We start from the raw sequence: 12,685 nt of genomic DNA on the forward strand, positions 1-12,685 counted from the left end.
GCAGTCCACCCGCAGGGGGTTAATAAGATATGTCCATAAATACGGGCCATTTCCGGGCGAAGACTGGCAGCGGGCAGGCCGAGCTTCCATTCTGGCCGCTTTTGATCACGTTGTTTCTCGGATCGTTTGCCGGCATGTACCACGTCGTATCACTCAATGTGTCTCTCCCAGGTTTTATCGGCATATTCGATGCCGAGCTGAGCACGGTACAGTGGATGATTACCGGGTTCTCGCTGGCCTGCGGGATGATAACGCCGGTGAGCGGATACCTCGTGGACCGTTTCAGGGGCAGATCCATGTTCTTGTTGTCCCTTGCGGGAATTACGGCAGGTTCCATTCTGTGCGCGTTGTCATGGAACATCTATGCGCTCATCGGATTTCGCATGGTTCAAGGCTTGTTCTGCGGGCTGATTCACCCCATCTCCCTGACGATGATTTACCAGACGCTCCCGCGGGAAAGACAACCGCTTGCGGTCAGCGTATGGTCGTTCTCGACGGTGCTCGGCACCGCCATCGGCCCCTCGCTCAGCGGCTGGTTTCAGCAGCATGATTGGCGTTGGATCTTTCTGGTTACGGTGCCGATTGGAGCGGCTGCATGGATAGCCGGCCTGCTTCTGCTCCCATCCCGGTTTACCGCTGTTCGGAAAAGGCTGGATGTGGCCGGTCTTGTTCTAGCCACGGTAGGAAGTCTGGTCCTGCTGCTGCTTTTTGGCAATATACATGCATGGGGGCTGCAATCCCCTCTGTCATGGGGATGCTTGATCATAGGCAGTCTATGTGTGATGATGTTTGTCCGGGTTGAGCTGCGAACAAGTGAGCCGCTTCTGAATCTAAGATTGTTCCGCAATACTGCCTTTGCGATCAGCTTGGCTGTTTCGCTCATATTAACCTTCGCGCTCTATTCCGGTGTTTACTTCATCCCGCTGTTTCTGGAGGAAATCCAGGGTCTGTCTCCTTTCCAGGTCGGGTTGCTGTTCCTTCCGGCTGCGGCGTGCCTCACCATCGCTACCTTCCTGTCAGGGAGGTGGTATGCCTCTTGGGGACCAGCTCTGCTAATTACGCTGGGCAGCCTGATCCTGTTCGTCACGACCTTCCGATTCAGCAGGCTTCATATGGAAACGACGCTGATCACCGTCATGATCTGGATGTGTATCCGCAATGTAGGCTCCGGCCTGGCTATTTCCCCGGCAACAAGCGCAGCGATGGCAGCGGTCACGGAGCAGGAATCGGGCCATGCGTCGGCGCTGCTGAACTGGTTGCGGCAGTTGTTCAGCTCGATTTCGCTGGGCATGTTTACGTCACTGTTCTATGCGCGATTGAACGTGCATGAAGGCAGATTGTCTAACGCTACTTTAGGCGAAACCAAGGAGTGGCTGCATCGGATCATTTACACGAGGAGCATTGATGATGTGTTCCTGGTGGCAAGCGGGCTGGTTGCACTGGCCATCCCCTTGGCTCTTCTCCTCCGGCGAAGAAAGCAAACCTTGAAGGCTGCCGGCAGCTCAGCTATGCAAGAGCCATCGGCTTAACGTGCAACCCAGTCTTGTTTAGAAATTGTATAGTTCGGTCCTATATTCTAGTTCTATAGACTTATACAGCTGGAGTGATAGGATGACAGACGAGTATTTTGACGAGATGCGCAAGTTCGGCCACGAGGATGAGATGAGGTACCGGATATTGATGCGAGGGGTAAAGAACCTGCTGGAACAGCGAAAACGTGAAAAGTCCAAGCTGTTCAAAGTACTCCCGCATCGCCAAAGGAAAAAAGACCTGCGTGTAGGTAAATGGTCATGATGTGCCGCCAGCGAAGCAGACGTTAACAGTGGCAGACAAATCCTATGTTTAAGACTAATTCCAAATACAGTGACTGCCCTGATGGCTAGGGCGGTCTTTCTTTGTGTCGGCAAGTTTCCAGAACGCACGTTGTCGGTTGTTGTTTTCAAAAATGATCGATGAGTTAAAGCCGATACACTTATTCAGTCTCTCCGCCGTTCCGGCTGCCCTCATGTCTTGGTTTGCAAAGACCTGTTTTAGATAATAGCACCATACTGCGAGAATAGCCCAAATAAAAAAAGCCGGCTCCTCCCGCTTGAATGCGGAAGGGAGCCGGCTTAATTACATGTATGCTACACTGGTGCCAGTTCAGGGGCGGGTGGCGTAGTTGGTTGTTTTGGTTCCGCTGGTTCTTGCTTGACGGCTGAAGGCCTGCGCATGCCTTTTCCGCGCGGGACGCACATCGGGGTCCCGTACAACGGGTCCGGAATAATCTCGCACGGCAGTTGGAACACGGTTTGCATCAGCTCGGAATTAATGATTTCTCCCGGTGCGCCCTTGGCCTTGATGCTTCCGTCGCGAATGGCGACGATATGATCGGCATAGCGGCAGGCCAGATTGATATCATGCAGCACCATGACAATGGTCCGTTGCTCTTGAACATTTAATTCATACAGCAGATCGAGCACTTCGATCTGGTGGGTTAAATCCAGATAGGTGGTCGGTTCATCAAGCAAAATGAGCGGCGTCTCTTGTGCCAGCGTCATCGCGATCCAAGCCCGCTGGCGTTGGCCGCCGGATAACGAGTCAACCGTACGGTCAGCCAGTTCAGTCAAACCTGTGGATGCCAGCGCCGCCGCGACGGCTTCCTCATCCTCGCGTGACCATTGACGAAGCCAGCTCTGGTATGGATAGCGTCCTTGCTTTACCAGCTGCATGACTGTCAATCCTTCCGGGGCGGTAGGTCCCTGAGGCAAAATTGCGAGCTTACGCGCCACGTCCTTCGTGGACAAGCTTGCGATATCGGCTCCATTCAGTACAACCGAGCCGCGCTGCGGTTTCAGCAGCCTGGCCATGGAGCGCAGCAAAGTGGATTTGCCGCAGCCGTTGCTGCCGATAAACACGGTGATTTTACCTATTGGCACGGTTAAATCCAGATTTTCGAATATAAAGTCTCCCCCATAGGACAGACCCAATCCCTTTGCTTCCAGCGTATTCATGACGCCAGCTCCTTTCGGTTCTAGAATCGATTGCGGTTACGATACAGCAAGTAGAGGAAGAACGGCGCGCCGATCGCAGCGGTGAATACACCTGCCGGCACGTCTCGCGGCAGAAATGCCGTCCGTGCTACCAGGTCGGCGACAAGCAGTAGAATCGCACCGATCAGGGCGCTGACCGGCAGTACGCTTCCGAAGTTGGGGCCTACCAGCCTGCGGGCCATATGGGGTGCCATCAGTCCGATGAAGGCGATGGCGCCGCCGATCGAGATGGCAGCTCCGGCCAGAGTTACACTGAGTCCGATTAGGATCAGACGCTGCTTCTGAACCTGCGCGCCTGTGCTGCTGGCAACGTCGTCTCCTAAGGCTTGAATGTTCACATTGCGGGCCTGCAGCCAAGTAAGCGGTAGAAGTACGGCTACCCAAGGCAGCAGGGTCATAACGTCCTTATCCCAGGACATACCGTAAATGCTGCCTGCCATAAAAGTAAGGGAGCGGTCGGCCAGCTGCAGCGGTCCGGATATGATCAGCATGTAGGAGATCGATTTGATGGCAGCCGATACTCCGATCCCGATTAGGACGAGCCGCAGCGGCGATACGCCATTTTTCCAGGCTAGCACGTACAATAGACCGGTAATGAAAAAGGCACCAAGGATGGCGAATAGCGGCATCCAATGGATCGATACGGTGCCCGTAAATATGAAGATGAAGAGAACCGCCCCAAGCGATGCTCCCTCCGTTATGCCGATGACATCGGGGGAGGCCAGGGGATTGCGGATGACGCCCTGCAGAATAGCTCCCGCCACCGCGAGAGCGGCGCCGATCAGCACGGCGATAATAATTCGAGGCAGCCTTAGCTGCATGACGATGACCTGCTCCATGGGCGGAGCATCGCCGAACAATGCCTTTATGACATGAAGCGGCGAAACAAACTGGCTTCCTGTTCCTGTGCTAATAATCATGGCGGCGATGCAAAGCACGAATAGGATTAGGCATACCCATAGTGTTCTTCTCTCCAGCATAAACGATACTTTCGCGTTCCTGGAGCGGAATATGCGGTGTTTACTCATTGTGCTCGTCTTCCTTTCCTGGCTATGTACACGAAGAACGGCACGCCGATGATTGCAGTCATCACGCCGACAGGGACTTCCTTCGGCATGGCAATGTATCTGGAGCCGAGATCGGCCGTCACCAGCAGGAGTGCGCCAAACACCGCACTGTAAGGTAGTATCCACCGATAATCATTTCCTATTAAATACCGAACGATATGAGGGATGATGATCCCCACGAATGCGATGGGTCCCGCCGCCGCTACGGAGCCGCCGGCCAGCAGGATGACGGCTGCAGCAGCTAACAGCTTGATGAGTGCGGTTTTTTGCCCGAGGCTCTGAGCGATGTCGTCTCCCATGGAGAGGGCGTTCAGATGCCGTCCCAGCAGCAGCGCAGCCAGCATGCCAACGGCCATGTACGGCCATACGGCAGTTAGCTGGTTCAAATCGCGTCCGGCTACCGAACCGACCAGCCATACCAGCACCTGATCAAACATTTTGCCGTCGGAGAGCATTAATCCTTGGGTCAGGGAGTGGAAGAAAGCGGCCATGGAAGCTCCTGCCAAGGTGATTTTGACCGGCGTCATGCCGTCCCTGCCGATGCTGCCGAGGAAGAATACGATACCGCCGCTGACGGCGGCTCCGATCAACGCGACCCAGGTAAGGGACTGAAGTCCGCCAATGCCCAGCCAGCCCGATGCCAGAATAATGAAGAAAGCCGCGCCGGAGTTCACGCCAAGCGTGCTTGGCGACGCAATCGGATTGCGCGTGATGACCTGCATGAGCGCACCCGCAACCGCAAGGCACGCCCCCACGGCGACGGCAATGAGCGCTCGAGGAAGCCTTGCCGTGAGAATAATCAGATGTTCGTTGCTTCCGTTAAAGTGAGTGAACGATTCCCATACCTGATAAAGAGGGATGTTCGTTACTCCGAATGCGATGCTGCCCATGACGGCAGCGGCCAGCGCCAATAGCGATATCAATAGTCCGAATACGCGCATATATGCTCACTTTCTTAAGTCCATGAATAATTAAGTTCATATGAATTTTAGGTGAAGGGACGGTATCTGTCAATGAGCTTGATAATCATTCTCACAAATATATTGATATTTTTCACGAAACCCTTTATAGTTTTGAATCAGTGATTGATAATGGTTTTCAAATAGCGGGATATGACACAAGGGGGATTTAGATAGGAATGGGAACAGGAATGGCAAAGAAACGGGCAAGAGGCCTCAAGTTTAGCTTGCTGGCTCTGATCATGATCATGATTCTTGCGGGGTGCGGAGCAAGCCCGGCGCAAGAAGGGACAAGCAACGCGGGCGGCGACACGACGAATACCGCAGAGGGCAACAGCGGCGCTGCTGCCGGCGGCGAATCGTATGAAGTTACGCATGCCATGGGGACGGAAACGATCAAAGGAACGCCTCAAAAGGTCGTCGTCCTCACGAACGAAGGAACCGAGGCGCTTCTGGCCTTGGGCGTGAAGCCGGTAGGTGCCGTTAGATCCTGGACGGGGGATCCTTGGTATCCGCATATTAAAGACCAGATGGAAGGCGTTACCGTTGTCGGGGAAGAGAGCCAGCCGAACATCGAGCTGATCGCGGGTCTGCAGCCTGACCTGATCATCGGCAACAAGATGCGTCAGGAAAAAGTATACGAGCAATTGAAGGCGATCGCGCCGACTGTTTTTGCCGAGGATCTTCGCGGCGAGTGGCAGAACAATTTTGAACTGTATGCCAAGGCGCTGAACAAAGTGTCGGAAGGCGAAGAACTCTTGGCAGCCTACGACAAGCGGATCCAGGAGTTTAAAGAGAAGGCCGGCAGCAAGCTTGACGAAACCGTCTCCGTGGTTCGTTTCATGGCAGGCAAGACCCGGGTGTACCATACCAATACGTTCTCGGGCGTTATTTTCGATAAAATCGGCATCGCCCGCAACGACATGACCAAGAATGCCAAGGACGATTTCGTGGACGAGATCACGAAGGAACGTCTGCCTGAGGTGGAAGCCGACAGACTGTTCTATTTCACTTATGAGACAGGGGATGGCGGCGCCAACCAGACCGAGCAGGAATGGATCAACGATCCGCTGTGGAAGAACCTGAACGTTGTGAAGAACGGTCAAGCCCACAAAGTGGATGATGCGATCTGGAATACGGCAGGCGGCATCCTGGCGGCCAACCTGATGATCGACCAACTGCAGGAGTTTTACGGCATTCAGTAAGGAATGAAGACGGATGCTGAAGGCTAGTATCATCGTATAGCGGAAGATGCTAGGAAAAGTTAAAAAAGGAGGCATCCCTCAAGATCTGAGATCTTTTGGGATGCCTCCTTTTTTAACATCGCGCGTCGCCAGTACCGCAACGTCGAAGTACCGCCGGTATGCAGCTGCATGTCACATCGCTCGCCAGTACAGCCTAACCAACTCCGGGCATCATGCCGCTAACCATGACCTGTTAACGGACACCAGTTCCCTTATTTCCCTGATTAACCCCCGATTCTCAGATCAAACGGACATAGGATCCCTTATTACCGCAATAGACTGTCCTTTTGCCATCATATTCTATGAATAACGTATCTGGTGTCCGTTAGCCATCAAAAATTACGCCTATTCAGCTAAATAACGTATCCTCAGTCCGCTAGTCCTCGATCAGTAGCACCAAGACCAGTAGTAGCACAAAGACCAGTAGTAGCACAAGACCAGTAATAGCACCAAGACCAGTAATAGCATCAAGACCAGTAGTCGCACAAGACCAGTAATAGCATCAATACCAGCCAGTCACCAAGGTACTCGTTAACGGACACCAGATCCCTTATTTCCCTGATTAACCCTCGATTCTTAGATCTAACGGACACAGGATCCCTTATTACCGCAATAAACGGTCTATTTGCCGTCATATTCTATGAATAACGTATCTGGTGTCCGTTAGCCATCAAAAATTACGCCTATTCAGCTAAATAACGTATCCTCAGTCCGCTTGTCCTCGATCAGTAGCACCAAGACCAGTAGTCGCATCAAGACCAGTAGTCGCATCAAGACCAGTAGTAGCATCAATACCAGTAGTCGCACCAAGACCAGCAGTCGCACAAGACCAGTAATAGCACCAAGAACAGTAATAGCATCAATACCAGTAGTAGTACCAGGACCAGTAGTAGCACCAACTATATACCGGATTCTACCTCTAACCCAAAGCTACTCTAAGTTATGGTGTTCTAAGTTGTTTTGGTCGGCGCCATCCATGCACACCCCTGGGACACCGAATCCACCCATGTCCTCCCTGTAATAACGCTCGCTTCACGGTAACTTTTTACGACATCTTCACCACGATCTCCGCCCCTGCAACATAGGTCATCGCTTGGATGTATTCCGGGTCTTGGGCACGCTGTTCCATTTCCACCGGAGTGAGGTCCTCCATTCGTGTCTGTACCCACCATAAGTTGCCGAACGGGTCCCGTACCCGTCCCACCCGATCGCCGAAGAACAAGGTCGTTGGCTCCGTCACCGAGACCGCTCCTGCGGCCAGCGCTTGCCGATACACGTCATCGCAATCCTCAACATACAAACGGAGGTATGCCGGGCTATCCGGCCATTCCGGCTTTGCGTCAAACATCATGACGACGGCATCCCCGATTCGCACCTCGGCATGGCCGATGACACCATCGCCAACATAGACGCGGGCTAACTCTTCGGCCCGAAAAGCCTGCTTGAGGAAATCGATCAGCGCTGCGGAGTTTCTTGAGATGATCCACGGCGTCACGGAGGTGTAGCCATCCGGAATGGGTTTAACCGTTTTCAGTCGGTACGTCATAAATACGCTCGCTCCTTTAAATTTCATTTATTTGAATTGTGCTTATGCACTCATTATGCGGGGGCATATATGACAGCCGAGCGTCAGTGTTTCCGGAATGAGTTTGGGGTAGCCTGCGTTTTTATCTTGCGAAAAGACAGCCGCCACCGTACATCGTCACAATCACGCGGTCGGAGGAAGGTCGAGCTTGAGGTTCCGTCCACAAACTGTTAACGTTTGACACCACCCCCAAACCTATGTACAGTATTAGACAAAAGAATAGGAAGTCCACTAGGGGAGCCGTTGGCGGCTGAGACAAGAGCGTATCTTGGACCCTTTGAACCTGATCTAGTTCGTACTAGCGTAGGAAAGTGGAGCCTTCGAATATGAGGTCTCGGTGCGTTTTTTTGGCGCACCCGGGCTTGTTGACGAAGCCGCTCCAGTTTTCGGGGCGGCTTTTTAGCGTTGTCTGAAAAGTCGTGTCTTACGGACTTCCTGCTCTTCAATATGTTGGAGGTGGGGACAAAGATGCGTTTCACGCAAGAGCTCCGTCAGCAGGCGGGAGGCATTTTTCAAGCAATCTTCGATCATCCCTTCGTAACAGGCATTGCCGAGGGGAATCTGGAGCGGGAGCAGCTGATTCACTATGTGAAGCAGGATTTTGAGTATTTGAATGCCTACATGCGGATATACGGAATAGCCATATCCAAATCGATCAGCCGTGAAGAGATTGCGGCCTTTAACGAACAGATTTCATTCATTCTGCACAGCGAGGTGCACCCGCATCAGAATTTTTGCGCAGCCGCCGGGGTGACCTATGAAGAGCTTCAAGGATATCCGCTGGCTCCGTCCGCGCATCATTACATCCGTCATATGCTGACGGTGGCGCATGAGGGTAGTTTGGGGGAGATTATGGCCGTACTGCTGCCATGCCCATGGACGTACCTGGAGATTGGCCGCAAGCTGTTGAATGAGGTGAAGCCGGATGCCTCCCATCCGTTTTACGACTGGATTTCTTTCTACGGAAACCGGGGGGAAGACGCAACAGCCAAGTTCCGCGACCGTGTCGATGCATGGGCGGAGCGTGCAACGACAGCCGAGCGGGAACGGATGAGGGAGCATTTCATGCTGAGCTGCCAGCTGGAGTATCTGTTTTGGGACATGGCTTATAAGCAGGAGGAATGGCCGGTGCAGCTGGAAGCTGCCGTGCTGTAAAGAGCGATGTTCGCAAGCACATGGAATTCCATTATAGCGAAGAGAGGCTGATATAAATGCATTCATGGGAAAAAGAGGTTTCGGCGCTTTTAACGAAGGTACAGCAGACGAGCCCCCTCGTTCACAATATGACGAACGTGGTGGTTACGAATTTTACGGCTAACGGCTTGTACGCGCTGGGCGCGTCGCCGGTGATGGCTTACGCGCCGGAGGAAGTGGCGGATATGGCCGCCATCGCGGGCGCGCTCGTATTGAACATCGGCACGCTGAACCGCGAGCTGGTGGATGCGATGATTATCGCGGGGCAATCGGCGAATGCCCATGGCGTGCCGGTGCTGCTGGACCCGGTCGGCGCGGGAGCGACCCGTTTTCGGACGGAGTCGGCGCTGCGGATCCTAAGCGAGGTGAAGGTTTCGCTCGTGCGCGGAAATGCGGCTGAAGTCGCTCACCTTATCGGGGAGGACCGCGAGATCAAGGGCGTAGACGCAGGCAATAGCGCAGGCAGCAATCATGCCGAGCTGGCCGTGCGGGCGGCGCGCGAGTTAGGCACGATCGTGGCCATTACCGGTGAAGAGGACGTGATTACCGATGGAACGGAAGTGCGCATCATTACCGGAGGGGATGCTCTGCTTACGAAGGTGACCGGCGCAGGCTGCCTGCTGACCTCGGTGCTGGGTGCCTTTGCCGCGGTGGAAGCAAACCTGCTGCTTGCAGGTACGGCGGGTCTGGCCTTCTATGGGGCCGCGGCGGCGAAAGCTGCTGAGCGAACGGCAGATCTGGGACCGGGAAGCTTCCAGATAACTTTCCTGGACGAGCTGGCGAAGCTTCATCCAGGATCGCTGGAAGGGTATGCCGCTGTGCTGGAAGCGGGAGCGGCGGCTGCCGGAGGCACGCGATGAGCGAGGCTCGCATACCCCGTGCCCTGACGATTGCCGGGTCTGACAGCGGTGGCGGCGCCGGCATTCAGGCCGATCTGAAAACCTTCCAGGAACTCGGCGTGTACGGCATGTCGGCGATTACCGCGATCACGGTGCAGAATACCTTGGGGGTTCACGGCGTATATCCGCTGCCACCCGAAGCAACTGCGGGGCAGATTGAAGCGGTTGGCTCGGACCTCGGAGTAGATGCATTGAAGACGGGCATGCTGTTCAACGCCGAGATCATTCGGCTGGTTGCTGACCGGATTCGGGCATTCGGCTGGGGGAAGGTCGTTGTCGATCCCGTGATGATCGCCAAGGGCGGAGCGGAGCTGCTGCAAAGCGAAGCGGTGCAGGCTTTAAGAGAAGATTTGCTGCCGCTGGCGTTGATTGTCACCCCCAATATACCGGAGGCCGAAGTATTGGCGGGGATGCGAATCCGCACGATGAACGATCGCAAAGAAGCGGCGAGACGTATTCATGCTCTTGGGCCCAGGATCGTAGTGATCAAAGGCGGTCATGACGAGGGAATCCTTGGAAGCGATGAAGGTACGGATCATGAAAGAGACAGGGGACCGGCTATAACGGCGGGTATGCAGCAGGAAGAGTTGCCTCAGTCCGATAGGACGCACGGTCAAATGAGAACTGCCATGCCTGCTGGGGAGTATAGGGGGGGCCGTTCGCTCTTTTCCAACGATGACGGTAATCCCGACAGTCCTCCGGTCATCGACCTCGTATACGATGGTACGGCCTTCACAGAATTATATGGCAAACGAATTCATACCGTTCATACGCACGGTACCGGCTGTACCTTCTCTGCGGCCGTTACCGCAGGCCTGGCCCAAGGTCTGAGCGCATTGGATGCGATTCAGAGCGGGCGCATATTCATCCAAGCGGCCATTGAGGACGGCTTAAACCTGGGGCACGGACAGGGCCCGACCAATCATTGGGCATACAATCGCCGCCGTCAGGAGGTGCTGCGATGACGGGCAGAGTGGCACCCGAGATGATGAGACGGCATCTGCGGATGTACCTCGTGCTCGGCAGCGTGAACTGTATCGTCGAGCCAAGCTTGGTCGTGCAGGAAGCACTGGCTGGAGGCGCAACCATGGTCCAGTTCCGTGAGAAGGGACACGGTGCGCTTGTCGGCGAACCGATGATTCATCTGGCTCGCCGGATTCAGGATCAGTGCCGCCAAGCGGGCGTGCCCTTCATCGTCAATGACGATGTAGAGCTGGCACTGAAGCTGAACGCAGACGGCGTGCACGTCGGCCAGGACGACGAATCCGCGGCTTCCGTCCGCGAGCGAATCGGCAACCGGATTCTCGGTGTTTCCGCCCACACGGTGGAGGAAGCGCGGCGCGCCATCCTCCACGGTGCTGATTACCTTGGCATCGGGCCGATCTATCCGACCCGCTCGAAGGATGATGCCAAGACTGCGCAAGGCCCAGCAATTCTCCGTGAGCTTCGCGAAGCTGGAATCCACCTGCCGATCGTTGGGATTGGCGGGATTACCGTGGAGCGCGTGGAGGAAGTGATTGGAGCGGGTGCGGATGGCGTCGCGGTGATATCCGCCGTGACGGGAGCGGAGTCGGCGAGGGAGGTAGTGGAGGCTATTGTAGATAAGTGCTTCAGGTAGTTGGATGTTTTCATGAGAAAGGATTTTTACAATTAATAGAACTTACTATAAAAAAAGAGTGTCGAAATTTTTCGACACTCTTTACAACTATAGGGTGAATTTTATTAGTTTAAGTGTTCTGCTTTTCCTTCTACATACCATTCTTTTGATCCATTTGAGTTCTTCGTTTTCATGTTAATAACAATATAAGAGCCATCATACTTCTGCCAAAACTGCTTGGCTTCCGTTAACTCGGAGTTTATTAGAATAGCAGGCATGTAATCCCCTACTTCTAGGTTTGCTCTTCTTTCTTCGCCATAAAATGCATCAATAAAAGACGATTTCTCTTCTGATTTGAATTTTGAATATAATTTATCTTCAATCTCGATGGAGCTTATCATATTCCATTCGCTTAAGTCTTGTTGTGTTGTCAATGTCACGGATTTAATTGAATGATTTAGGATCGTTTCTTTCCCTAAATTCCATGAAGAAACAAGTTTGTTTTCTACGTTTTTAATATATTGTTGTTCTTCTTGACTTTCTGTATTAAAAGAGAAGATGTTTGTTAATGAGTCACTCGCATAAACACTAGAACCTGATATAGCAAATGCTAGACCGAGAGTTATTATAGCAGTTCTTTTTTTTACCTTCATTAAGATGCTTCCTCCTTTAGTCATCATTTGTTTTTTAGTATATTTACTGAACCCGAATTAGTTACATCACTGCCAGTAAGAGGCGAAAGGCGAGAATTCCAATTCATAACATAAAATCCGAATGTTTTATGTGTACAGCTTGAGATATTAGCTGCCGCGCTTCTTAGACCGGAAGGACGATAAAGATCATCGATATCATAGCTCGATCCTAAGTATGTTCCGTCACGGTATAATTCCATGTAAGCAGAAACCGAGCTTACTTTCTCATAGGTACTTTCATATATTCCGCCATCAACATACCAATCAGAAAAATTGTTATGGCACGTTCTCAAATATATATCTGGCGATGCATTTGATTTTAATGCAAAAGCATGCGGTGAGAAAAGAGACAGCGTGAGCATGAAAGCAAGAACAGATAAAACGGCCGGTTTAAATAGTTTTTTGAGCATAATTTA

Annotated in this window: 13 protein-coding genes and 1 riboswitch; of the genes, 7 read left to right on the forward strand and 6 right to left on the reverse strand. The window is 53.0% G+C overall.

The window, feature by feature from the left end; translation table 11 throughout:
• Positions 1–29 precede the first annotated feature (29 nt).
• Together AC3RCL_RS05680 and AC3RCL_RS05685 are read left to right on the forward strand one after the other, a co-directional pair.
• Positions 30–1,529: a DHA2 family efflux MFS transporter permease subunit gene (locus AC3RCL_RS05680; RefSeq protein ID WP_426198807.1), complete on the forward strand. Its 1,500-nt coding sequence runs from the start codon at positions 30–32 to the stop codon at positions 1,527–1,529.
• Positions 1,530–1,611: 82 nt separating this feature from the next.
• Positions 1,612–1,794, forward strand: a complete 183-nt coding sequence (locus tag AC3RCL_RS05685) for a hypothetical protein (RefSeq protein ID WP_113060721.1) — start codon at positions 1,612–1,614, stop codon at positions 1,792–1,794.
• 332 nt (positions 1,795–2,126) lie between these two features.
• On the opposite strand, the gene AC3RCL_RS05690 is transcribed toward AC3RCL_RS05685, so the two are convergent.
• From AC3RCL_RS05690 to AC3RCL_RS05700, 3 genes are read right to left on the reverse strand one after another with little or no spacing between them, the layout of a single operon-like run.
• Positions 2,127–2,993, reverse strand: coding sequence for an ABC transporter ATP-binding protein (locus tag AC3RCL_RS05690; protein WP_339222062.1), 867 nt, complete (start codon positions 2,991–2,993; stop codon positions 2,127–2,129).
• A gap of 20 nt (positions 2,994–3,013) precedes the next feature.
• Complete coding sequence (locus AC3RCL_RS05695; protein ID WP_426198802.1) at positions 3,014–4,060, reverse strand: FecCD family ABC transporter permease; 1,047 nt, start codon at positions 4,058–4,060, stop codon at positions 3,014–3,016.
• Complete coding sequence (locus AC3RCL_RS05700) at positions 4,057–5,040, reverse strand: FecCD family ABC transporter permease (protein ID WP_375120793.1); 984 nt, start codon at positions 5,038–5,040, stop codon at positions 4,057–4,059. The genes AC3RCL_RS05695 and AC3RCL_RS05700 overlap by 4 nt, the downstream gene beginning before the upstream one ends.
• Positions 5,041–5,237: 197 nt before the next feature.
• Between AC3RCL_RS05700 and AC3RCL_RS05705 the strand changes: the two genes are divergently transcribed.
• Entirely contained in the window at positions 5,238–6,263 is a 1,026-nt protein-coding gene (locus tag AC3RCL_RS05705) for an ABC transporter substrate-binding protein (protein ID WP_492534775.1), read from the forward strand.
• Positions 6,264–7,347: 1,084 nt separating this feature from the next.
• On the opposite strand, the gene AC3RCL_RS05710 is transcribed toward AC3RCL_RS05705, so the two are convergent.
• Complete coding sequence (locus tag AC3RCL_RS05710; protein WP_492534777.1) at positions 7,348–7,848, reverse strand: VOC family protein; 501 nt, start codon at positions 7,846–7,848, stop codon at positions 7,348–7,350.
• Between the two features lie 262 nt (positions 7,849–8,110).
• A riboswitch (TPP riboswitch) is annotated at positions 8,111–8,214 on the forward strand.
• A gap of 141 nt (positions 8,215–8,355) precedes the next feature.
• On the opposite strand from AC3RCL_RS05710, the gene tenA reads away from it, so the two are divergent.
• From tenA to thiE, 4 genes are read left to right on the forward strand one after another with little or no spacing between them, the layout of a single operon-like run.
• Entirely contained in the window at positions 8,356–9,042 is a 687-nt protein-coding gene (gene tenA, locus AC3RCL_RS05715; RefSeq protein WP_492534779.1) for a thiaminase II, read from the forward strand.
• Positions 9,043–9,098: 56 nt separating this feature from the next.
• A complete protein-coding gene (gene thiM / locus AC3RCL_RS05720) occupies positions 9,099–9,941 on the forward strand; it encodes a hydroxyethylthiazole kinase (protein WP_492534781.1) in 843 nt (280 codons plus the stop codon).
• Positions 9,938–10,945, forward strand: a complete 1,008-nt coding sequence (thiD, locus tag AC3RCL_RS05725; protein ID WP_492534783.1) for a bifunctional hydroxymethylpyrimidine kinase/phosphomethylpyrimidine kinase — start codon at positions 9,938–9,940, stop codon at positions 10,943–10,945. Before thiM ends, thiD begins: the two co-directional genes overlap by 4 nt.
• Positions 10,942–11,598 (forward strand): thiamine phosphate synthase, encoded by a 657-nt coding sequence (gene thiE / locus AC3RCL_RS05730; protein WP_492534785.1) that lies wholly within the window; start codon positions 10,942–10,944, stop codon positions 11,596–11,598. Before thiD ends, thiE begins: the two co-directional genes overlap by 4 nt.
• 104 nt (positions 11,599–11,702) lie before the next feature.
• Here thiE and AC3RCL_RS05735 read toward each other — a convergent pair whose 3' ends face one another.
• The gene (locus AC3RCL_RS05735) at positions 11,703–12,230 is read right to left on the reverse strand and encodes a hypothetical protein (RefSeq protein ID WP_492534787.1); all 528 of its coding nucleotides are present in this window, start codon (positions 12,228–12,230) and stop codon (positions 11,703–11,705) included.
• 23 nt (positions 12,231–12,253) lie between these two features.
• On the reverse strand, positions 12,254–12,679 hold the full coding sequence (locus tag AC3RCL_RS05740) for a hypothetical protein (protein ID WP_492534789.1): 426 nt from the start codon (positions 12,677–12,679) through the stop codon (positions 12,254–12,256).
• Positions 12,680–12,685 lie beyond the last annotated feature (6 nt).

This window comes from Paenibacillus sp. MT86, assembly GCF_058792535.1.

Bases quoted from the DNA above. Each gene is read 5' to 3' on its own strand.
- AC3RCL_RS05680 (WP_426198807.1), top strand. From the start codon at position 30: ATGTCCATAAATACGGGCCATTTCCGGGCGAAGACTGGCAGCGGGCAG.
- AC3RCL_RS05685 (WP_113060721.1), top strand. From the start codon at position 1,612: ATGACAGACGAGTATTTTGACGAGATGCGCAAGTTCGGCCACGAGGAT.
- AC3RCL_RS05690 (WP_339222062.1), bottom strand. From the start codon at position 2,993: ATGAATACGCTGGAAGCAAAGGGATTGGGTCTGTCCTATGGGGGAGAC.
- AC3RCL_RS05695 (WP_426198802.1), bottom strand. From the start codon at position 4,060: ATGAGTAAACACCGCATATTCCGCTCCAGGAACGCGAAAGTATCGTTT.
- AC3RCL_RS05700 (WP_375120793.1), bottom strand. From the start codon at position 5,040: ATGCGCGTATTCGGACTATTGATATCGCTATTGGCGCTGGCCGCTGCC.
- AC3RCL_RS05705 (WP_492534775.1), top strand. From the start codon at position 5,238: ATGGGAACAGGAATGGCAAAGAAACGGGCAAGAGGCCTCAAGTTTAGC.
- AC3RCL_RS05710 (WP_492534777.1), bottom strand. From the start codon at position 7,848: ATGACGTACCGACTGAAAACGGTTAAACCCATTCCGGATGGCTACACC.
- tenA (WP_492534779.1), top strand. From the start codon at position 8,356: ATGCGTTTCACGCAAGAGCTCCGTCAGCAGGCGGGAGGCATTTTTCAA.
- thiM (WP_492534781.1), top strand. From the start codon at position 9,099: ATGCATTCATGGGAAAAAGAGGTTTCGGCGCTTTTAACGAAGGTACAG.
- thiD (WP_492534783.1), top strand. From the start codon at position 9,938: ATGAGCGAGGCTCGCATACCCCGTGCCCTGACGATTGCCGGGTCTGAC.
- thiE (WP_492534785.1), top strand. From the start codon at position 10,942: ATGACGGGCAGAGTGGCACCCGAGATGATGAGACGGCATCTGCGGATG.
- AC3RCL_RS05735 (WP_492534787.1), bottom strand. From the start codon at position 12,230: ATGAAGGTAAAAAAAAGAACTGCTATAATAACTCTCGGTCTAGCATTT.
- AC3RCL_RS05740 (WP_492534789.1), bottom strand. From the start codon at position 12,679: ATGCTCAAAAAACTATTTAAACCGGCCGTTTTATCTGTTCTTGCTTTC.